Annotated in this window: 14 protein-coding genes, 2 pseudogenes and 1 riboswitch; of the genes and pseudogenes, 6 read left to right on the top strand and 10 right to left on the bottom strand. The window is 70.3% G+C overall.

Features of this window, described 5'->3' with window-relative positions; genetic code table 11:
- The first annotated feature begins 100 nt into the window (after window positions 1-100).
- Window positions 101-1,550, top strand: a pseudogene (locus A5787_RS00765) (HNH endonuclease signature motif containing protein).
- Between the two features lie 141 nt (window positions 1,551-1,691).
- On the top strand, window positions 1,692-3,161 hold the full coding sequence (locus A5787_RS00760; RefSeq protein WP_369829064.1) for a peptidase: 1,470 nt from the start codon (window positions 1,692-1,694) through the stop codon (window positions 3,159-3,161).
- Between the two features lies 1 nt (window position 3,162).
- Here A5787_RS00760 and A5787_RS00755 read toward each other — a convergent pair whose 3' ends face one another.
- The 6 genes from A5787_RS00755 to thiC all read right to left on the bottom strand — a co-directional run bounded on the left by A5787_RS00755 (window position 3,163) and on the right by thiC (window position 7,870).
- Complete coding sequence (locus A5787_RS00755; protein ID WP_066960131.1) at window positions 3,163-4,032, bottom strand: LLM class F420-dependent oxidoreductase; 870 nt, start codon at window positions 4,030-4,032, stop codon at window positions 3,163-3,165.
- A gap of 16 nt (window positions 4,033-4,048) precedes the next feature.
- Entirely contained in the window at window positions 4,049-4,486 is a 438-nt protein-coding gene (locus A5787_RS00750; protein WP_066960128.1) for a MarR family transcriptional regulator, read from the bottom strand.
- Window positions 4,487-4,552: 66 nt separating this feature from the next.
- A complete protein-coding gene (locus A5787_RS00745) occupies window positions 4,553-4,777 on the bottom strand; it encodes a hypothetical protein (protein ID WP_066960125.1) in 225 nt (74 codons plus the stop codon).
- An 11-nt stretch (window positions 4,778-4,788) separates the two neighbouring features.
- Window positions 4,789-5,406: an alpha/beta family hydrolase gene (locus tag A5787_RS00740; protein WP_066960122.1), complete on the bottom strand. Its 618-nt coding sequence runs from the start codon at window positions 5,404-5,406 to the stop codon at window positions 4,789-4,791.
- Window positions 5,403-6,239 carry a bifunctional hydroxymethylpyrimidine kinase/phosphomethylpyrimidine kinase gene (gene thiD / locus A5787_RS00735; RefSeq protein WP_066960119.1) on the bottom strand — a complete coding sequence of 279 codons (837 nt, stop codon included), beginning with the start codon at window positions 6,237-6,239 and terminating at the stop codon, window positions 5,403-5,405. Before thiD ends, A5787_RS00740 begins: the two co-directional genes overlap by 4 nt.
- Window positions 6,236-7,870 carry a phosphomethylpyrimidine synthase ThiC gene (thiC, locus tag A5787_RS00730; RefSeq protein ID WP_066960116.1) on the bottom strand — a complete coding sequence of 545 codons (1,635 nt, stop codon included), beginning with the start codon at window positions 7,868-7,870 and terminating at the stop codon, window positions 6,236-6,238. Before thiC ends, thiD begins: the two co-directional genes overlap by 4 nt.
- Window positions 7,865-7,975, bottom strand: a riboswitch (TPP riboswitch). It overlaps the preceding gene by 6 nt.
- Before the next feature lie 69 nt (window positions 7,976-8,044).
- Here thiC and A5787_RS00725 point away from each other — a divergent pair.
- From A5787_RS00725 to A5787_RS00715, 3 genes are read left to right on the top strand one after another with little or no spacing between them, the layout of a single operon-like run.
- A complete protein-coding gene (locus tag A5787_RS00725; protein ID WP_066960113.1) occupies window positions 8,045-8,725 on the top strand; it encodes a PAS and ANTAR domain-containing protein in 681 nt (226 codons plus the stop codon).
- A 38-nt stretch (window positions 8,726-8,763) separates the two neighbouring features.
- Window positions 8,764-9,126: an STAS domain-containing protein gene (locus tag A5787_RS00720; RefSeq protein ID WP_066960109.1), complete on the top strand. Its 363-nt coding sequence runs from the start codon at window positions 8,764-8,766 to the stop codon at window positions 9,124-9,126.
- On the top strand, window positions 9,123-12,926 hold the full coding sequence (locus tag A5787_RS00715) for a SpoIIE family protein phosphatase (RefSeq protein WP_066960106.1): 3,804 nt from the start codon (window positions 9,123-9,125) through the stop codon (window positions 12,924-12,926). Before A5787_RS00720 ends, A5787_RS00715 begins: the two co-directional genes overlap by 4 nt.
- Window positions 12,927-12,939: 13 nt before the next feature.
- Here the strand turns inward: A5787_RS00715 and A5787_RS00710 are convergent, their stop codons facing one another.
- Window positions 12,940-13,215 (bottom strand): hypothetical protein, encoded by a 276-nt coding sequence (locus tag A5787_RS00710; RefSeq protein ID WP_156763697.1) that lies wholly within the window; start codon window positions 13,213-13,215, stop codon window positions 12,940-12,942.
- A 63-nt stretch (window positions 13,216-13,278) separates the two neighbouring features.
- Here A5787_RS00710 and A5787_RS28450 point away from each other — a divergent pair, with 63 nt between their 5' ends.
- Entirely contained in the window at window positions 13,279-13,587 is a 309-nt protein-coding gene (locus tag A5787_RS28450; protein ID WP_369829063.1) for an Rv1535 domain-containing protein, read from the top strand.
- Here A5787_RS28450 and A5787_RS28445 read toward each other — a convergent pair.
- From A5787_RS28445 to A5787_RS00695, 3 genes and pseudogenes are all read right to left on the bottom strand, one after another.
- Window positions 13,553-15,925 (bottom strand): annotated as a pseudogene (locus tag A5787_RS28445) (cation-translocating P-type ATPase); the annotation flags it as partial. The gene A5787_RS28450 and the pseudogene A5787_RS28445 sit on opposite strands and share 35 nt — an antisense overlap.
- 1,809 nt (window positions 15,926-17,734) lie before the next feature.
- Window positions 17,735-18,178 (bottom strand): hypothetical protein, encoded by a 444-nt coding sequence (locus A5787_RS00700; RefSeq protein ID WP_066960097.1) that lies wholly within the window; start codon window positions 18,176-18,178, stop codon window positions 17,735-17,737.
- Between the two features lie 155 nt (window positions 18,179-18,333).
- A complete protein-coding gene (locus A5787_RS00695) occupies window positions 18,334-19,140 on the bottom strand; it encodes an exodeoxyribonuclease III (protein WP_197506928.1) in 807 nt (268 codons plus the stop codon).
- Window positions 19,141-19,146 lie beyond the last annotated feature (6 nt).

Raw genomic sequence — 19,146 nt, 5'->3', positions numbered from 1 at the left:
CGCCGTCCACGCGCGCATTTTCAGTGAGGCAACGACCCACCCTTTCGCGCGCATTTCAGATGAGTCAACCCGGTCGGAGGCCGTCGGTACACTCGAACACATGTTCGAATACCTGTTGGCGTCGCAGTTCACGCCGGAGTCGACGGCCCTGCTGGATCGGGTGAGCGAGGCGGGTCGGGCCGAGGCCCGGGCGGCCGCGGATCGGTTGGTCGCGGTGGGGGAGTTGTTGGTGCTGCGCTGCCGGGACTCCGGGGAGCAGCCGGATTGGGCCGCCGATGCGTGGGACGCGACCGCCGCGCAGGTGGGGGCGGCGTTGAACTGCAGTGTGGCCAGGGCGCAGGGCTATTTGCGGTATGCGATGGCGCTGCGGGAGCGGCTGCCGGAGGTGGGCAAGGGCGTTCGCGGCCGGCGACATCGATTATCGGGCGTTCCAGACGATTGTGTTTCGCACCGATTTGATCACCGACCCCGACGTGCTGGCCAAGGTGGATGCGCGGGTGGCGGTGCTGGTGTCGCGGCGCCCCACGCTCACGCGCGCCGGGTTGGCCGCCGCGGTGGACCGGGTGGTGGTGGCGGTTGATCGCGACGCGCTGCGGCGCACGGCCGAGGCTGTCGAGGACCGTTACGTCGATGTGGTGCCCGACTCGTCGGGGATTGCGTGGCTGGAGGGCAGGCTGTTCGCCCCGGACGGACAGGCGTTGGACCGCCGCCTTGATGAGTTGGCGGGCAGCGTCTGTGATGGCGATCCGCGCACCCCGAGGCAGCGCCGCGCCGATGCGCTCGGAGCGCTGGGCGCGGGGGCCGCGCGGCTGGTGTGCGGCTGCGGCTCGGCCCACTGCCCGGTGGCGGGCGCACCGGCGCCGCCTAGCAGCGTGGTCATCCATGTGGTTGCCGACCAAGGTGCTGTGGAGGGCAGCGGCAGCACGCCGGGCATCCTGCCCGGGTTCGAGGGGCTGATTCCGGCCGAGCTGGTCGCCGAGCTGGCCCGCTCGGCGCGCCTGGTGCCCGTGGGCATGCCGACCGGGGTGCCCGAGCCGGGTTATCGCCCCTCTGCCAGGCTGGCCGAGTTTGTGCGGTGCCGGGATCTGACGTGCCGGGCCCCGGGGTGTGATCGCCCCGCCGTGCAGTGCGATGTGGACCATACGATCCCGTATGCCGAGGGCGGCGCCACGCACCCGTCGAACCTGAAATGCCTTTGCCGGCTTCACCATTTGCTCAAGACCTTCTGGAAGTGGCGCGACGAACAGCTGCCGGATGGAACAATCATCTGGCGGTTGCCCGACGGCCACACCTACATCACCACGCCCGGCAGCGCGCTGCTGTTCCCGAGCCTGTGCGCGCCCACCGGCGACCCGCCGATATCCGATGCGCCGGGCGAGCGCTGCGCTGAACCCACGGCGATGATGCCGCTGCGCACCCGCACCCGCGCCCAAAACCGGGCCGCCCGCATCGACGCCGAACGGCGGCGCAACCGCGACACCCGACTGGCCGCCCAAAGCTCCGAACCACCGCCCCCACCACCCGACGACGACGAACCACCGCCCTTTTAGGGCACCGGCAATTCGCGTACCGAATACCCTCCCGCCCGTTGACGTTTCGCAATGGGTAACCCAAGGCGCATTTCGGCTGTCAGAGTTTGCCAGGGGATTTAGAATGAGGTCCCTTTGATGCTGCCCTGCAGCCCGGTCGGGATGAGGTCATTCATGGACATGCGCGGGCCGAGTCGACGTCTGAAGGCGGCAATCGCCTGCGCCGGGGCGGTACTTGTGGTGGCCGGGTGCACCACCTTCGTCGACGGGCGCGCCCTGTCGATGCTCAACGACCCGTTCCGGGTGGGCGGGCTGCCGGCGACCAACGGACCCAGCGGAATCCGGTCGAACGCACCGAGTCCCACCGGCACGGTGCTCAACACCGACAACGGGCCGATCGACAAGCTCTCGTTGCTCTCGATCAACGACATCGAGGAGTACTGGAAGTCGGTCTACAGCCAATCGCTGAAAGGCACGTTCGTTCCCGTCGAGAAGATGGTGTCCTACGACTCCGAGAATCCGCGCAGCCCGATCGTTTGTTATAACGACACCTATAAGCTCGTCAACGCGTTTTTCACGGGGCGCTGCAACTTGATCGCCTGGGATCGCACGGTGTTCATGGCCGTCGCGCAGCGCTATTTCGGCGACATGTCCGTCAATGGTGTGTTGGCGCACGAATTCGGTCACGCCCTGCAGCAGATGGCCAAACTCGTGACCAGAAAAGACCCCACCATCGTTCGCGAGCAACAGGCCGATTGCTTCGCCGGCGTCTACCAGTACTGGGTGGCCGACGGTAAATCGCCCCGCTTCACGCTGAGCACCGCCGACGGGCTCGACCACGTGCTGGCCGGCATCATCATCACCCGCGACCCGGTCATGGACGCCGACACCCACAACGACGACGAGCACGGATCGGCCCTGGATCGAATCAGCGCCTTCCAGATGGGCTTCATCGACGGCGCCTCGGCGTGCGCGACCATCAACATGCAGGAGATCGAGCAGCGCCGCGGCGACCTGCCGACCACCCTGCGGCTCGACACCAGCGGCGACCCGGAGACCGGAGAGGTGCCGATCAACGAAGACACGCTGTCGACGCTCATGGAGCTGCTGGGAAAGATCTTCTCCCCGAAGAATCCGCCGACGCTGTCCTACCAGCCCGCCGATTGCCCGGACGCCAAGCCCAGCCCGCCGGCGTCCTACTGTCCGGCCACCAACACCATCATGGTCGACCTCCCCGGACTCGCGAAGGCGGGTCAGGTAGCCGCCGAGAGTGAGCGCACGTTGCCGCAAGGCGACGACACCGCCCTGTCGATGGTGATGTCGAGATACGCGTTGGCGGTGCAGCACGACCGCGGACTACCCATGCAGAGCCCCTACACCGCGCTGCGCACCGCCTGCCTGACCGGTGTGGTGCACCGCAAGATGGCCGAACCGATCGAACTGCCGTCCCAGAAGCAGCTGGTGCTGACGGCCGGCGACCTCGACGAGGCCGTCTCCGGGCTGCTCACCAACCACCTGGTCGCCAGCGACGCCGACGGCATCAGCGTGCCGGCCGGTTTCACCCGGATCGCCGCCTTCCGTGGCGGCGTCACAGGCAACATGGACGCCTGCTACTCGCGCTACCCGGGATAGCTCAGGCGATTTCGGCGAGCTTGGGGACCACCTCGTCGCCGAGGCGGCGGATGAAGCCGACGGGGTCGGGGTTTCCGGGGAAGGGGCCGAGATTGATCAACTCGACGCCCAACTCGGCGTGGCGTTGCACCGTCTTCAGGAACCCCGGCATGTCCGCGAAGGGGTCGACGAAAACACCGACCGTCTTGCGGATCTCGCGCGGATCCCTGCCCACCGCTTCGCAGTGCCGGTGCAGGACCTCGATCTTGTGCGCGAGTTCGTCGACATCGCTCGTCGTGCTGTTCCAGACGTCGGCGTACTGCGCCACCAGCCGCAGCGTCTTCTTCTCGCCGTCGCCGCCGATCAGGATCGGTGGCCGCCGAATCGGTTGCGGCACACAGATCGTCTCGGCCAGCTGGTAGTGCTTGCCGCGGTACGGCCCGTCGTCGTCGCTCCACATCTGCCGGCAGATCTGCAGTGTCTCTTCCACCATCTCGAACCGTTCGCGCAGCGGCGGATACGGAATCCCGAGGGCGACGTGTTCGCGGTCGTACCACGCGGCGCCGAGGCCCAGCATCGACCGGCCCTGCGACAGCACGTCCAGCGTGGTGACCGTCTTGGCCAGCACGCCGGGATGGCGATAGGTGACCCCGGTGACGAGCAGGGCCAGGTCGATGGTCGCGGTCTGTCCGGCCAAAAAGCCCAGCGACGTGTAGCCCTCCAGGAACGGATCCTCGGCTCGCCCAACGTTTTCCATCTGAAAGAAGTGGTCGGCCACGGTGAACAGCGTCGCGCCGCCCTGCTCGGCGGCCTGGGCCGCGCCGGCCAGCGTCGGCCCTAGCCTTGCCGGATCACCCGGCAGAAAATCGATGAAGTGCACAGCCAATTCCATTGCAGCGGTTCCCCTCTCATGACTCGGTCAGACGCTCGAGCAGCGCTAGCGCATCGAGGATGGTGCGGCGTTCCCGCTCGGAATACCGTTCCTGGATGGCGCGCGCCAGCCACTCCTCCCGCACTTGACGATCGCTCTCGGCGCGCCGCCGGCCCGCGGCGGTCAACGAAACGACCTGGCGGCGGCCGTCTTCGGGATCGGGAGTGCGCGCGATGAGCCCGCGTTGCTCGAGCGCGGCCACGATGGTGGCCATCGACTGCGGACGCACCCGCTCGGCGCCGGCCAGCGCGCTGGCCGACGACGCTCCCTCTTTCCAGAGGCGGGTGAGCACCGCGGTCTGGGACGGTGTCAGGTCGTCGTCGACCCCGAGACTCCGCAACCGGCGTCGCAACCGGCTGAACACCACCCGCAGGTCGCGGGCGGCCAGCACGGCGGAGTCATTGATGCCGTCCATGACCCCAGCCTAGATTAGACAGGTAAGACTGTCCAGTTTCAACTGACTAAATCGAGCCGATGGTCGTCAGGTCATGCAGACGTTGGCGAAGAGCAGCACCGGCCACGACACGATCGACCCGAGGAAGGACACCGCCAGGTCGACGCCGTGCATCTGGTGCAGATGCTCGGTGTGGGTGGTTGACCAGATGGTCCCCACCAGCAGGTACGGGGTGCCGAGGATGATTCCGATGGCCATCAGCTGGGCGATGCTGAGCCGGAATTCGAGCACTCGGTGAAGTCTTTCCAACATGTGCCGTCCCTTCAGGAAATGAGCCGCAGCGCCGCCTCGACCGCCAGCGCGGGCACGTCAAGGGTCTTCGAGCGCAGATCATGGCGCGCTCCGGTGATCTCGACGATCTCGGTCGGCGCGGCGATCAGCGCCGCGGCGTCGCGCAGCTCGCCGGGCGTGCCGAACGGATCCGACGTTCCGTGGGTGAACACGGTGGGCACCCGGATGTCTGGCAGGTGCTCGGTGCGCGGTCGCTCCGGCTTGCCCGGCGGGTGGACCGGGTAGGAGAACAAGGTCAGCACGTCCACCCCGATCTTGCCGGAGGCGACCACCATGGAGGTCTGCCGGCCGCCGTAGGAATGCCCGCCGGCGATCAGCGGGCCGCCGGACAGGCCGCGGCACACCGTGATCGCCTCGACGATGCCTGCGCGGTCGGTGGCCGCCGAACCGGACGGCGGACCCTTGGGCCGGCGCCGGCGGTACGGCAGGTCATACCGCACCGCGAGCCAGCCGCGGCGCGCCCACTCGTCGCAAACCTGTTGCAGCAGCGGGGAATCCCGGTCGCCGCCAGCGCCGTGGGTCAGCGCGACGACGCCCGACGCCGAGCCCGCAGGCTCGTGCGCGATACCGGCGATCCGATCGAGGTTCATGTGAGCCGGAACAACGGGGACACGGGGCCGTGCCCATGGCCCAGGGGGTACGCGGCGCGCAGGCATTCGGTGACCCAACGCTTTCCGAAGCCGACGGCGTCCCGCATCGTGAAGCCGTGCGCCAGCGCGCAGGCGACCGCGCTCGCGAGCGTGTCGCCGCCGCCGTGGTCGTTGCCGGTGGGCAACCGCCGCGAGTCGAATTCGAGGAAGTCGGCGCCGTCATAGAGCAGGTCGCAGCTGCGCTCCGAGGACCGCAGGTGCCCGCCCTTGACCAACACCCAGCGCGGGCCCAGCGCCTGCAGCGCCTTGGCGGCCGCGCGCTGCGAGGCCGGGTCGACGACGTCGATGTCGACCAGCAGCCGCACCTCGTCCAGGTTCGGCGTCACCAGCGCGGCCAGCGGAAACAGTTGGTCGCGCAGCGAATCCAGCGCCGACGGCGCCAGCAGGGCGTCGCCGTGCATGGACGCGCACACCGGGTCGACGACGAGCGGGACCGACGAGCCCGTTAATCCCAGCCGGCGCCAGGTGGCGGCCACCGCCGCGATGATGTCCGACGACGCGAGCATCCCCGTCTTGGCGGCATGGATGCCGATGTCGCCGACCACGGCCTCGATCTGGGCGGCGACCACGTCGGCGGGCACCTCGTGAAAGCCCTGGACGCCCACCGTGTTCTGAATGGTGACCGCGGTGACCGCGACGCAGGCGTGCACCCCGAGCAGTGCCATGGTGCGCAGGTCGGCCTGGATGCCCGCGCCGCCCCCCGAGTCGGACCCGGCGATGGTCAGCACGCGCAACGGCGTGCTGCCCGGCGGCGCGAGCGGCAGGAAACTCACGGGGTGATGGGCAGATACACCCGATTGCCGTGCTCGGCGAACTCCCGCGACTTCTCGGCCATGCCCTCGCTCATCATCGCCTCGATGTCCTCTTCGGTCTCGAGCCCGTGCTTGGCGGCAAAATCGCGCACGTCCTGGGTGATGCGCATCGAGCAGAACTTCGGCCCGCACATCGAGCAGAAGTGTGCGGTCTTGGCCGGTTCGGCCGGCAGGGTCTCGTCGTGGAATTCCCGTGCGGTGTCGGGATCCAGCGACAAGGCGAACTGGTCGTTCCAGCGGAACTCGAAGCGGGCCGTCGACAACGCGTCGTCGCGCTCCTGGGCGCGGGGATGCCCCTTGGCCAGGTCGGCCGAGTGCGCGGCGATCTTGTAGGCGATCACCCCGTCCTTGACGTCCTTGCGGTCCGGCAGCCCGAGGTGTTCCTTCGGGGTGACGTAACACAGCATCGCGGTGCCGGCCTGGGCGATGATCGCCGCGCCGATCGCCGAGGTGATGTGGTCGTAGGCCGGGGCGATATCGGTCGCCAGCGGCCCCAGCGTGTAGAAGGGGGCCTCCTCGCACAGCTCCTCTTCCAGCCGCACGTTCTCGACGATCTTGTGCATCGGGACGTGTCCCGGTCCCTCGATCATCACCTGTGCGCCATGGGCTTTCGCGATCTTGGTCAGCTCGCCCAGGGTGCGCAGCTCGGCGAACTGCGCGGCGTCGTTGGCGTCGGCGATCGAGCCGGGCCGCAGCCCGTCGCCCAGCGAGAAGGTGACGTCATAGCGCGCGAAGATGTCGCACAGCTCCTCGAAGTTGGTGTACAGGAACGACTCCCGGTGATGCGCCAGGCACCAGGCCGCCATGATCGACCCGCCGCGCGACACGATGCCGGTGACCCGCTTGGCGGTCAGCGGCACGTACCGTAGCAGCACGCCGGCGTGCACGGTCATGTAATCAACACCCTGCTCGCACTGCTCGATCACGGTGTCGCGGTAGATTTCCCACGTCAGTTCCGTCGGATCGCCCTTGACCTTTTCCAGCGCCTGGTAGATCGGCACCGTGCCGACCGGCACCGGCGAATTGCGCAGGATCCACTCGCGGGTTTCGTGGATGTTCTTGCCGGTGGACAGGTCCATGATGGTGTCCGCACCCCAGCGGGTGGCCCACACCATCTTGTCGACCTCTTCGGCGATCGACGACGTCACGGCCGAGTTGCCGATGTTGGCGTTGACCTTGACCGCGAACGCCTTGCCGATGATCATCGGCTCGTTCTCGGGGTGGTTGTGGTTGGCCGGGATCACCGCGCGCCCGCGCGCGACCTCGTCGCGCACCAACTCGGCGGGCATGTCCTCGCGGACGGCGATGTATGCCATCTCGGCGGTGATCTCGCCGGCGCGGGCGCGCTGCAGCTGGGTGCCGCGGTCGCGCACCACCCCGGGCCGGGCCGGCAGGCCGGCCGCCAGGTCGATCACCGCGTCCGGATCGGTGTACGGCCCCGACGTGTCATAGAGGTCGAAGTGGTCTCCGGTCGACAGGTTGACCCGCCGGAACGGGACGCGCGCGCCGGGCACCCCGTCCAGTTCCCGGTAGGCCTTGCTGCTGCCCGCGATGGGGCCGGTGGTGATGGACGGCTCGACGGTGACGGTCATGTGTTGTCATCTCCCTACGCCGGCATTACCCGGTCAGGTTCGTACGGTCGACGGCCCCGAGCCGTCCTCTCAGCGCACTCGGCGTGCGCTCCCGCGTCTGGTGGATGGGTCCGCACGCGACGTTACCCCCTCAGGCGGTAGCCCGGGATACCCACCGGATGGCAGGATGCATACGTGCAACCCGCGGGCCACCATAAGCAGCCGACCAGCGCAATCGAGGTCGCCGCCCAGCATTTGAACGTCGGCGCCTTCCGGTTCTGGTTCGTCGGTCAACGTTGGGAATGGTCCGACGAGGTGGCCAGGATGCATGGGTACGAACCGGGCGCCGTGGAGCCGACGACGACACTGCTGCTCTCGCACAAGCATCCCGAGGACCGCGCGCACGTCCAGGAGTTGCTCGACTACGCGCTGCAGTCGTCGGAATCGTTCTCCAGCCGGCACCGCTTCCTCGACACGGCGGGCAACGTGCACGACGCGATCGTGGTGGCCGACCGGATGCTGGACGAGTCGGGCGTGGTGGTGGGGACCGACGGCTATTACATCGACCTGACCGACACCTTCGACGAGGCCCGGCAAGAGGTGCTCGACGCGGCCCTGCCCGACCTGTTCGAGAATCGCGCGGCCATCGAGCAGGCCAAGGGAGTGCTGATGTATGTCTACCAGGTCAGCGCCGACCAAGCCTTCCGCGTGCTGCAGTGGCGCTCGCAGGAGACCAATGTGAAGCTGCGGTCGTTGGCGAAGCAACTGCTCGACGAAGTGACGACGCTGATGGCGCCGCCGCCCGCCGCGCAAAGTCAGTTCGACCACCTGTTGCTGACGTTGCACGAAAGGATTCCCGACGAGCCCGCTGGGTAACCAGCGCTGTATGCGGACACACGAAGTCGGGGAAGGGCATGGAAGTGTTGGCGGTCGGCCACGAGGCCAATGGGGATGCGGTCGTCGTGCGCGTCAAGGGTGATGTCGACTCCAGCAACGTCGGCGAGCTCGGCACTCACCTCACCGCCGCGCTGCAGGTGGCCGCGACGCACCCGGAGCGGCTGTTGATCATCGACCTGCAGTCGGTGAATTTCTTCGGAAGCGCGGCGTTGAACGCGGTGCTCGAGTGCCACGAGGAAGGGAAGGCGGCCGGTACGACGGTCCGGCTGGTGGCCGATCACGACCAGGTGCTCCGCCCCATCCAGGTGACCGAGCTGGACCGCATCCTCGACATCTCTCCGACGCTGGCCGATGCGTTGGCGCGCAACCGCCGGCAATGAACCCAGGCCTGCCGGCTGATCTGGCGGCCGCGGCCGCGTTAGGCGGCGACATGGGTCGCCGGTTCGCCGAGTTCGACTGGGCGAACCACCCCCTGGGGTCACCGGACGAATGGTCGGCCGAGGCGCGGGTGGCCGTGGCGGTGGCCTTGACGTCGCGGTTTCCCATCGTGCTGTGGCTGGGGCCGACGGAGCTGTTCCTGATGTACAACGACGCCTACGCGCAGATCCTGGGCAACAAGCACCCGGCGGCCCTGGGGCGCCCGGCGGAGCAGGTGTGGTGGGAGATTTGGGGGCAGATTCACCCGATGCTCACCAGCGTCATCGACACCGGCATCGCGACCTGGTCCGACGATTTGATGCTGCCGCTGATGACCGGCGACCAGCCCGAGGAGCGGTATTTCACGTTCAGCTACAGCCCGCTGATCGGCGGCGGCGGAGACGTTTACGGAATCTTCTGCGCCGTCCGGGAAACCACCGACCGGGTGTTGAGCGAGCGTCGCCTCCACCTGCTCAACGCGGTGGCCGGCGCCGTCATGGAGACCCACGGCATCGACGACGCCGTGCACGGCGCCGTGGCCGTGTGCGACGCGCAACCCTTGGACCTGCCTTTCGTCGCCGTGTACCTCGACGGCACGCTGCGCGGGGCGACGCCCTCGATCCGGGAGCGGCTACCGTGCTCGCTGGCGGAGCTGACGGGCCCGGGCGCGGCGCCGCGTTCGCGGACGACCGCACACGTCATCGACCGGCTGGAGGCCGTGATACCCGGCATCGCAACCGTTCTCGGCGAGAACTCCCCGCGGCAGGCCCTGGTGTTGCCGTTGGGTGAGGGTGCCAACAGCGGGGCGCTGGTGATCGGCGCGAGCCCGCGGCGCCCGCTCGATTCGATGTACCGCGGCTTCTGCCAGCTGCTCGCCGACCAGCTGTCCTCTGCGTTGGCCTCCGCCGTCTCCTACGAGCAGCAGCGGAAGCGTGCGGACGCGCTCGCCGAGCTGGATCGGGCCAAGACGGCGTTTCTGACCAACGTCAGCCACGAATTCCGCACGCCGCTAACGCTTTTGCTGGGACCGCTCGATGACGCGCTGTCCGATGCGCCGCCCGAGAGCGTGCTGGCCGATCGGCTGGGCGTCGCGGAACGCAATGCGCGCCGCCTGCTGCGCCTGGTCGACTCGCTGCTCGATTTCTCCCGCATCGAAGCGGGCCGGGCGAACGCGAAGCTGGTGTGCACGGACGTCGGCGCGCTCACCGACCACATCGCCTCGTCGTTCACCGAGTTGTGCCAGCGGGCGGGGCTGGATCTCGTGCTGGACTGCGATCCCGCGCTGGCCGACATCGATCCGGGCATGTGGGAAACGATCGTCCTCAACCTGCTTTCCAACGCCGTCAAATACACCCTGAAGGGCTCCATTTCGGTCGAGGCGCGTGCCGAAGCCACCGAATGCCGGATCACGATGCGCGACACCGGAGTCGGCATCGCGCCCGAGGACCTGGACCGCCTGTTCGAACGCTTCTACCGGGCCGAGAACTTGCGCGGGCGCAGCGTGGAGGGCACCGGGATCGGGCTGTCACTGGTGCGCGGTCTCGTCGAACTGCAACGCGGAACGGTGGAGATCGACAGCGAATTGGATCGCGGAACGACGGTCACCATCCGGCTGCCGCGTTCCGTCGCGGGCGCGGCGGTCGACCAATCTCCCGCCGCGCTGCCGGACGAGAGCAACCCGTACGTCGCCGAGGCGCGTCAGTGGCTGGCGCCGGCTTCACATCCGGCGGTCGGCGGCCCCCGCCAGGTGGTGCTGATCGCCGACGACAACGCCGACATGCGCGCGCACCTGGACCGGGTGCTCTCTGCCCACTGGGAAACCGTCTTGGTCGCCGATGGCGAGTCGGCCCTGGCCGTTACCAAAGAGCTGCACCCGGACGCGATCGTGACCGACGTGATGATGCCGGGCCTCACCGGCTTCGACCTGGTCGCGGCGATCCGCGCGGACCCTGCGCTGGCCGCCACGCCCGTCCTCATGCTGTCGGCCCGGGCCGGCGCGGAGGCGATCGACGAGGGCTTCGCGGGCGGGGCCGACGACTACCTGCCCAAGCCGTTCCGCTCCCAGGAGCTGGTCGAGCGGGTGGCGTCGCGGCTGTCGGCGATCGCCCGCGAGCGCGACCGCCAGCGGCGCGAGGCGCAGCTCGACCTGGCGCAGCTCGACGCCGCCCTGCAGGCCGCCGAGTCGGTGGCCGGCATCCTGGACGCCTTGATCGGCCACTCATCGGGCTCGGGTGATCCCGCCGCCGTGACCATCGGGGTGCTCGACGGGGAGCACCACGTCCGCTTCGAATACGCCGGCGAGCTCCCCGCGGAGGTGCGGGACCGCTACCACGTGGCCGCGCTCGACTCGCCGCTGATCGGGGCCGACGTCATCAGCGGCGGCGAGGCGATGGTCGTCCCCGACACGTTCGACCTACCGCCGCGCTACCAGCACGCCGTGCGCGACACCGCGGCCAGCGTGCGCGCCTGCGTCGCGCATCCCTTGCGGGACAACACCGGTCGCGTCATCGGTGCGCTGTTGTTGCTGTGGCCCACGCCGCGGCAGTTCGACCCCGCCGAGCTCGATACGTTCGGCCGGATGGCCGAGCTGACGCAGTCGGCGCTGGACCGGGTCCGGGTGATGGCGCGAGAACACCGGATCGCCGTCGACTTCCAGGAGCACCTGCTCGACCTGGATCGCAGCTCCACCGCCGCGGTCGTGGCGGCCGTCTACCAGCCGGCCGGCGAAGCGATGCGGGTCGGCGGCGACTGGTACTCGGTCACCCCGCTCGGGCGCGCCGGCCTGATCGGGATCTCCGTCGGCGACGTCGTCGGGCACGGTCTGGCCGCCGCGATCGTGATGAGCAGGCTGCGCGCCGCCGTCGCCGCCTCGGCGCTCACCGCCGCCGAACCGCTCGCGGTGCTGGCCGCGCTGGACCGGTATGCGGCCAGCGTCACCGGCGCCCGCTGCGCGACGGTGGCCTACGCGCTTGTCGACACCGGAGCGGGCTCCGGCGGCGCCACCGTCAGCTACAGCTGCGCCGGGCATCCCTATCCGCTGCTGGTCCCTGCCGACGGTGATCCGGTCTTCCTCGAGTCCGGCCGCCGTCCGCCGGTGGCGGTCGAGGATGCCCACCCGACCGGCACCAGCGCGACGGCCGAGCTGGCGCCGGGAAGCATGATTTTGCTGTACACCGACGGGCTCATCGAGCGGGCCGGCGAGACGCTCGACGACGGCTTCGCCCGCCTGAAGGCCGCGGCCGCCGAGTGCGCCGAGCTGCCGGTCGAATCGGTCTGCACCGAGCTGCTGGCGCGGATGACGCCGCCGACGGGCTATCGCGACGACGTCGTGGTGCTCGCGTTACGCCCGAGCCACGCGGCGGGGCGCAGCTTCGCCGCGGTGCTGCCGGCCGCGCCGGCGCAGATCCCCATCGCGCGCAGGCAGCTGCGGGGCTGGTTGGACAGCATCGCCGTCGAGCCCGGCCGCGAGGAGGACATCCTGCTGGCGACCGGGGAAGCGGTGACCAACGCGATCGAGCACGGCAGCCACAGCGAGCCCCGCAAGACCGTGACCGTCGAGGCCTTCCTGCACGAGGACACGGTCGCGGTGACCGTCAGCGACAGCGGGCGCTGGGTTGGCGATTCGTCGGCCAGCCTGCGCGACAGGCGACGCGGCCGCGGGCTGACCCTGATCGGTGGGCTGGCCGACGCCGTCGACACCGAACGGAACCCGGGCGGCACCCGGGTCACGCTGCGGTTCGACCGCGCGGTCGCCAGCGGCTGAGCGACACGGCAGCCTAAGCCTCCTCCATCGCCTCGCCGAGCTCCTCGAGGAGCTTGTTGTGGTGGTTGCTCGCCAAGACGTGCCCGGCCGCGATGACCAGGGCGACCGGCCAGTCGATGAGCTCGAACGCGGCCAGCGCGGCCAGGCCGCCGTAGTAGGCCAATTGCTCCGGGCGCGGAATCTCCACCTGCCCCACCACCGGCACGTTCACCACGAAGGTTTCGCCCTCGCGGATCTTCTCGACCGCCTCGCGCTGCGGGGTCCCCCGGCGCGTTTTCTTTTCCGCCATCATTTGCCTTCCAGTAACTAAGGGTTTCCCGCCCCGCCCGGTCGTGCGGCCAACGTCGGACCTATGTCGACGATGACCGACCTCGGGGGTGATCCGCTAGTTTCGTCGATCGCCTCGGTGCTGAAGGTGCCACTGGTTGAACTTTATGCGCTGCTCTGGCGGGTCGGGGTCGTGGAGATTCGGCATTCCGATCGGGCGGCTCACCGTTCGTCGGCTCAGGTCCGGGTGGCAGCGTGTCCGGCTGGAGCCGCGTGCCCCAATCTTCCGCAACACGGTTCAGAACGGCTACCGCGACGGTCGCACCAGCGGCGGCGCCCAGGGCCTGTCCCCAGCCGACCGGACCCAGCGGCGTGCAGCCGAGCAACTGGCTGACCACCGGGATGCTGATCAGCGTTCCCATCGCGCCCAGCGAGCCCACCGCGGTGAGCACCACCAGCGGGGCGCGCGAATCCAGCAGCGTTTGACCCAACTCGGCCCCCACCAGCGCGACCAGCGCCACGGTGGATGCCCGCTGCGGGCGGCCGGTGACGCTCGCCATCGCCCACGCCGCCGTCGTCGCCGCGGCCGTGGTGACCCCGCGGATCGCCACGGCGCGCCACAGCGCGGGCTGATCGGGGCCGCGCAGGCCCGAATCGACCGGGCCGCTGGGCTCGCTGACGGCAAGCGCGGCGGCCGGCAGCGCATCGGTCATCATGTTCACCAGCAGCAGCTGCCGGGTGTTCAGCGGCGACGTGCCGGTGATCGCGCTGCCGATGACGGCGAACAGCACCTCCCCGGCGTTGCCGCCGAGCAGTACCGACACGGCCGCCTGCACCCGCTGCCACAGTTGGCGGCCCTCCGCGATCGCCTCCACCAGCGCCTCGATGCGGGCGTCGACCAGGACGACGTCGGCCGCCAGGTGGGCGGGGTCGCTGCCGCCCGCCACCACCCCGATGCCGACGGTGGCGGCCCGGATGGCGGCGGCGTCGTTGGAGCCGTCGCCGACCATCGCGCAGAGCACCCCGGCACCCTCGAGCGTCTGCACGACCTGCACCTTGTTCTCGGGCGTCATCCGGGCGAAAATGACCCGCTCGGTGACGACCCGCGCCTGGTCCTTGCGCGACAGCGCGTCCCATTCGGCGCCGCTGATCACCTGCTCGTCGGTCACCGCCAGCCCCAGCTCCCGGGCGATGGCCAGGGCGGTGATCGGGTGGTCGCCGGTGATCAGCTTGACGCCCACCCCCTGGTCGCGCAGATTCGCGAGCAGACCGACGGCCTCGGCGCGCGGGGTGTCCGACAGGCCGAGGAACCCCGTCAGCGTCAGCCCGTCGCGGCAGAAATCCGCGATGTCGTCGGGATCTTCCTGGATCGCCCGGGCCTGTTGCGCGGTCAGCACGCGCCGCGCCACCGCGATCACCCGCAGGCCGCCGGTGGCCAGCTCGGACACCGTTTCCTCGACGCTCTTGTCGACGTTGCCGCAGGCGGCCAGCACCACCTCGGGCGCGCCCTTGACCGTCAGCTCGGTGCCGGTGATGGAGGCGGAGAACGACCGCCCGGAGCGGAACGGCAGGTGAGCGTCGGATTCGGCGTCCGGTGTCGAGCCGTTGAGCGAACGCCTGGCCGCCTCGACGATGGCGACATCGGTGGCGTGCGCCTGCGGGTTGCCGTTGGCCGCCGGGGCGGCGTGCGCCGCGTCGCGCAGCACCTCCTCGGGCGAGTGCCCCGGCGCCGGGCGGACCTGCGCCACCCGCAGGCGGTTCTCGCTGAGGGTTCCGGTCTTGTCGAAGCAGACCACGTCGATGCGGCCGAGCGCCTCCACCGAGCGCGGCACCCGGACCAGCGCGCCGAACTTGGTCAGCCGTCGCGCCGACGCCGACTGCGCCAGCGTCGCCACCAGCGGCATGCCCTCCGGAACCGCCGCGACGGCGATGGCGATGCCGCTGGCCACCGCCTGGCGCAGCGCGGTTCCGCGCACCAGCCCCAGGCCGCCCACCAGCGCGCCACCGGCCACGCTGACCGGGAAGGCCCGGTTCGTGAGCTGGCTGAGCTGGTGCTGCAGGCCGATATCCGACGACAGGTCGCCGGCCACCAGCTCGGCGGCCCGGCGTTCCTGGGTGTCGGCGCCCACCGCGGTCACCAGGGCGACCGCGGTGCCGGCCACCACCGTGGTCCCGGCGTACAGCATGCAGCGACGCTCGGCGAGGTCGGCGCCCGGTGTGGCGTCGACCTGCTTCTCCACCGACAGCGACTCGCCCGTGAGCGTCGACTCGTCGACCTCGACGTCGACCTCCTCGACGATCCGGGCGTCGGCGGGCACCACCTCGTGCGTCCGGATCTCGATGACGTCGCCGGGGCGCAATTGCGCGGCGATGACGTCGGTGTACACCCGCTCGCCGTCCGGACCGGTCCCGACCTTCCTGGCCGGCGGGATCTGCTGCTCGAGGAGGCGGTTCAAACGGTTCTCGGCGCGCAGCCGCTGGCTGGCCGCCAGGATCGAGTTCCCGGTCAGCACCGAGAAGACCAGGACGGCGTCGACGGGCGAACCGAGCACCGCGCTGGCCGCCGACCCGAGCGCCAGCACCGGGGTGAGCGGGTCGGTCAGCTCGGCGCGGACGGCCTTGAGGAGCTGCCAGGCCGCGGGAGGGGGCGCGTCGACCCGCCCCGCCGGCGGGGCGTCCGCCTCCCTGTCGGTGGCCGGCGGGAGTGCCCTGCGCACCTGATCGACCGACATCGCGTGCCACTCGTGGACGGACGCCGGCCGCGGCGGGTCCGCGGCCATCGTCCCGCGCGCCAGCAGGTACCCGGAGATCGCGCCCGCGGCCGCGCCGGTCGTCACCGGCCCCGGGCCCAGGCCGCGGATGCCCGGGATCATCAGCAGCGAACCCATGGCCGTCGCGCCCGCCGAGATCCCGGCGCCGCGCTGGGTGGCGGCCTTGGCCGCCGGAAGAGCGTGCAGCACCCGCCACGCCGCCGCGAGATCGGGCAGCAGCAGGTCGGCGCACCACGCCGGCGGACCCGCGCCGGGCTGCGGCAGCACACCGAGGGCCACATCGGCGGCCGAAATCGCCTGCGCGCCAAGCGATGACAGCACCGCCACGGTGCGACCGTCCCGCCGCAGGTCCGCCACCGCGCGGGCCAGGGCGTCGTCGATGGAGCCCTCGCCCTGCACCGGCCTCAAGTCGTCGAACGCCGCCCGCAATTCGCCCAGCGAATCGACGTCGACCGAGACCAGCTCGGCTCCCGTGCGGTGTGCCTCGGCGACCACGGCCGAGGCCAGGGGGTCGTGGCCCGGGCGAAACAGCGCCTCAACCGCCGAACCCGGTCCGCCGGCCGGCGCCCCGGGCACCCGGTGCCAGCCCGGCCGGTGCCCGTTGCGCTCCAGCACCCGCTGGGCACGGTCCCACGCCGCCGCCAGGTCGAGTTCGTCGGCGCCGCGGATGCGCGCCACCCGCAGCCCGGTGGTGCACAACACGCGGGGGTCGATCACGATCGCGTCGATGCGGTCCAGGCGGCGCAGCGCGTCGGGCCGCAGCGACAGCACCGCGTGGTGGTCGGCCAATCCGCGTCCGAGCGCCGCGGCGAACGCCTCCGGGGTGGTGCGGCTGGCCTTGGGGGCGGTCACCAGCACTGCGGTGGCGGCCATGTTCAGGTTGCGGGTGGTGGCGCCGACCAGCCCGGCGCCGAGCGCCTGGACGAGCGCGAAACGGCCGGCGTTGCGTTCCACCGCTCGGGCGCGGGGCGGCCTCGGCGGCGACGCGTCGCCGGGCGGTTGGTCGGCGTAGCGGGCCAGCTCGGGCTCGTGCCTGCGCCACGCCCGCGCCTCGGCCCGGCACTCGGCGGCCTTCAGCGACTGCATCAGCAGGCCGACCGACAGCGACGCCGGGGCCAGCGTGACGGTTTCGGCCGCAGCCATGGCCAGGGTCAGCATCGTGTCCGTCGCGGGCCCGCCGATGCGGTCCTCGAGCATGCGCCGCAGCCAGGGTTGGTAGTCCAGCGCCACGATGGGCGCCTGGACGCCGATGGGCAACCGTGGCCAGCGCAGCGCCCGGCCCGCCAGCGCGACCCCCAGCCCCGCGGCATTGGCGGCCAGCGTCACGGCCCTGGTGGCCGCCACCACGCCGTCGCCCGGAAGGGTGGTCGCCGAGGCCTTGTGCGGTGCGCGGCAACGCTTTTCGGCGTCGTCGATGGCCCGGCAAAGGTCGCGCAGCGAGGCGTCCCCATCACCGAGGGCGACGACGACCCGCGACAAGGGGTGATTCAGGCTGGCCGAGGTGACGCCGGGGTGGGCCAGGACCGCGTCGAGCACGGCGACTCCAAGTTCACCGGGGTCCGCGCCGTCCAGGCCGCGCACCTCGATCCAGGCGCGGCTCTCGCCCCGCCAGCAGCGCCGGCTCAGCGTTTCGTGGGGCAGGTCGCCGGTGAGCGCCCGGGCGCCTTCGCGCAGCGGAATCGCCGCGATGTCCAAGACTGTCGTGAGCGCCCGCAGCGGCGTCGATCGTTGTAACGACGTGACAATGCTCAAGGGCGGCTCAGACGGTTCTCAGTTGGTGCTGCGCAGCTCGGCGGAACCGGCACGCCGCCCCGCCGCCTTCTTGGCGGCCGGCTTGCCGGCGGCCTTCGCGGGCGTGACCTTCTTAGGCGCGGGTTCGGAGGGCACCGGCTTGAGGTTGGCCTTCGTCGGGGCCGGACCCTCGGGCTTGCGCTGCATCCGGTGCAGCAACAGCGCGCCGCCGCCGACGGCCAGCAAAACCGGCCACTCGACCAGGCCCGCGACGCCGATCGCGCCCAATGCCAACGCCGCGGCCGGCGTCGAATGGCTGCCGCTGCTGATTCCGCGCTTGATGCCCTCCGCGGCTCCCGTTACGCCGCCGACGACTCCATTGACCGCGGCGCCGCCGACAGCACCCGCTGCCGCGGTGGTCGCGTCCGCCGCGCGACCCACGGTTTTGCCCACGTTGCGGACTGCCCCGCCGACGACACCCATGATGACTCCTTGGTATCTAGTCGCTCTCGCTCGGAACCGCGCGGTACCTGCGTACCCGTTGAACGCAAAGTTAACAGCAACAACGAATTCGTGCTCGATAGCGAAAGCCTGCCACGTTACAAACGCGCGTACAACGAGAAACTTTCAGACCGGGCTCAAATGCCCCTCACATCGATCAGCACCGGCGCGTGATCGCTCGGCGCCTTGCCCTTGCGTTCGTCCCGGGCGATCTGGGCGGCGGTGACGCGGCCGGCCAGCGCCGGTGAGGCGAGGATGAAGTCGATCCGCATGCCCCGGTTCTTCGGGAACCTCAGCTGGGTGTAGTCCCAGTAGGTGTAGACCGCCGGGCCCGGGGTGAAAGGCCTTACCACGTCGGTGAATTGCGCATCGACGATGGCGTCGAACGCGCGGCGCTCCGGCGGGGAGACGTGCGTGGCGCCGGCATAGAACTCGGTGCTCCACACGTCTTCGTCCGTCGGGGCGATGTTCCAGTCGCCGACCAGCGCGATCGGGGCGGCCGGATCTTCGCGCAGCCAGCCGGCTGCCGTATCCCGCAGCGCGGCAAGCCAATTCAGCTTGTAGGTGTAGTGCGGATCGCCCAGGGCGCGGCCGTTGGGCACGTACAGGCTCCACACCCGGATGCCGCCGCAGGTGGCGCCCAGTGCGCGCGCCTCGGCCGTGGCGGCCACCTCGGGCTTGCTGCTCCAGGTGGGCTGGCCTTCGAAGCCGACCTGCACGTCGTCGATGCCGACGCGGGAGGCGATGGCTACGCCGTTCCACTGATTGAAGCCGACGTGGGCGACCTCGTAGCCGAGTTCGAAGAACGGCAGGGTGGGGAACTGGCTGTCGGAGCACTTGGTCTCCTGCATGGCCAACACGTCGACGTCCGCGCGGCCCAGCCAGTCCAGGACGCGGTCCAGGCGGGTGCGGATCGAATTCACGTTCCAGGTGGCCAGCCGCAGCGTCGA

The organism is Mycobacterium sp. 852002-50816_SCH5313054-b (genome assembly GCF_001667185.1).
GTDB lineage: Bacteria > Actinomycetota > Actinomycetes > Mycobacteriales > Mycobacteriaceae > Mycobacterium.
The sequence above is the reverse complement of the archived record's forward strand: the minus strand, read 5'-3'. Positions and strand labels throughout refer to the sequence as shown.

Coding starts and splice junctions, on each gene's coding strand:
- A5787_RS00740 (WP_066960122.1), bottom strand. CDS start 5,406: ATGAACCTCGATCGGATCGCCGGTATCGCGCACGAGCCTGCGGGCTCG.
- A5787_RS00720 (WP_066960109.1), top strand. CDS start 8,764: ATGGAAGTGTTGGCGGTCGGCCACGAGGCCAATGGGGATGCGGTCGTC.
- A5787_RS00700 (WP_066960097.1), bottom strand. CDS start 18,178: ATGGGTGTCGTCGGCGGGGCAGTCCGCAACGTGGGCAAAACCGTGGGT.
- A5787_RS00750 (WP_066960128.1), bottom strand. CDS start 4,486: ATGGACGGCATCAATGACTCCGCCGTGCTGGCCGCCCGCGACCTGCGG.
- A5787_RS28450 (WP_369829063.1), top strand. CDS start 13,279: ATGTCGACGATGACCGACCTCGGGGGTGATCCGCTAGTTTCGTCGATC.
- A5787_RS00715 (WP_066960106.1), top strand. CDS start 9,123: ATGAACCCAGGCCTGCCGGCTGATCTGGCGGCCGCGGCCGCGTTAGGC.
- thiC (WP_066960116.1), bottom strand. CDS start 7,870: ATGACCGTCACCGTCGAGCCGTCCATCACCACCGGCCCCATCGCGGGC.
- A5787_RS00745 (WP_066960125.1), bottom strand. CDS start 4,777: ATGTTGGAAAGACTTCACCGAGTGCTCGAATTCCGGCTCAGCATCGCC.
- A5787_RS00710 (WP_156763697.1), bottom strand. CDS start 13,215: ATGGCGGAAAAGAAAACGCGCCGGGGGACCCCGCAGCGCGAGGCGGTC.
- A5787_RS00760 (WP_369829064.1), top strand. CDS start 1,692: ATGAGGTCATTCATGGACATGCGCGGGCCGAGTCGACGTCTGAAGGCG.
- A5787_RS00755 (WP_066960131.1), bottom strand. CDS start 4,032: ATGGAATTGGCTGTGCACTTCATCGATTTTCTGCCGGGTGATCCGGCA.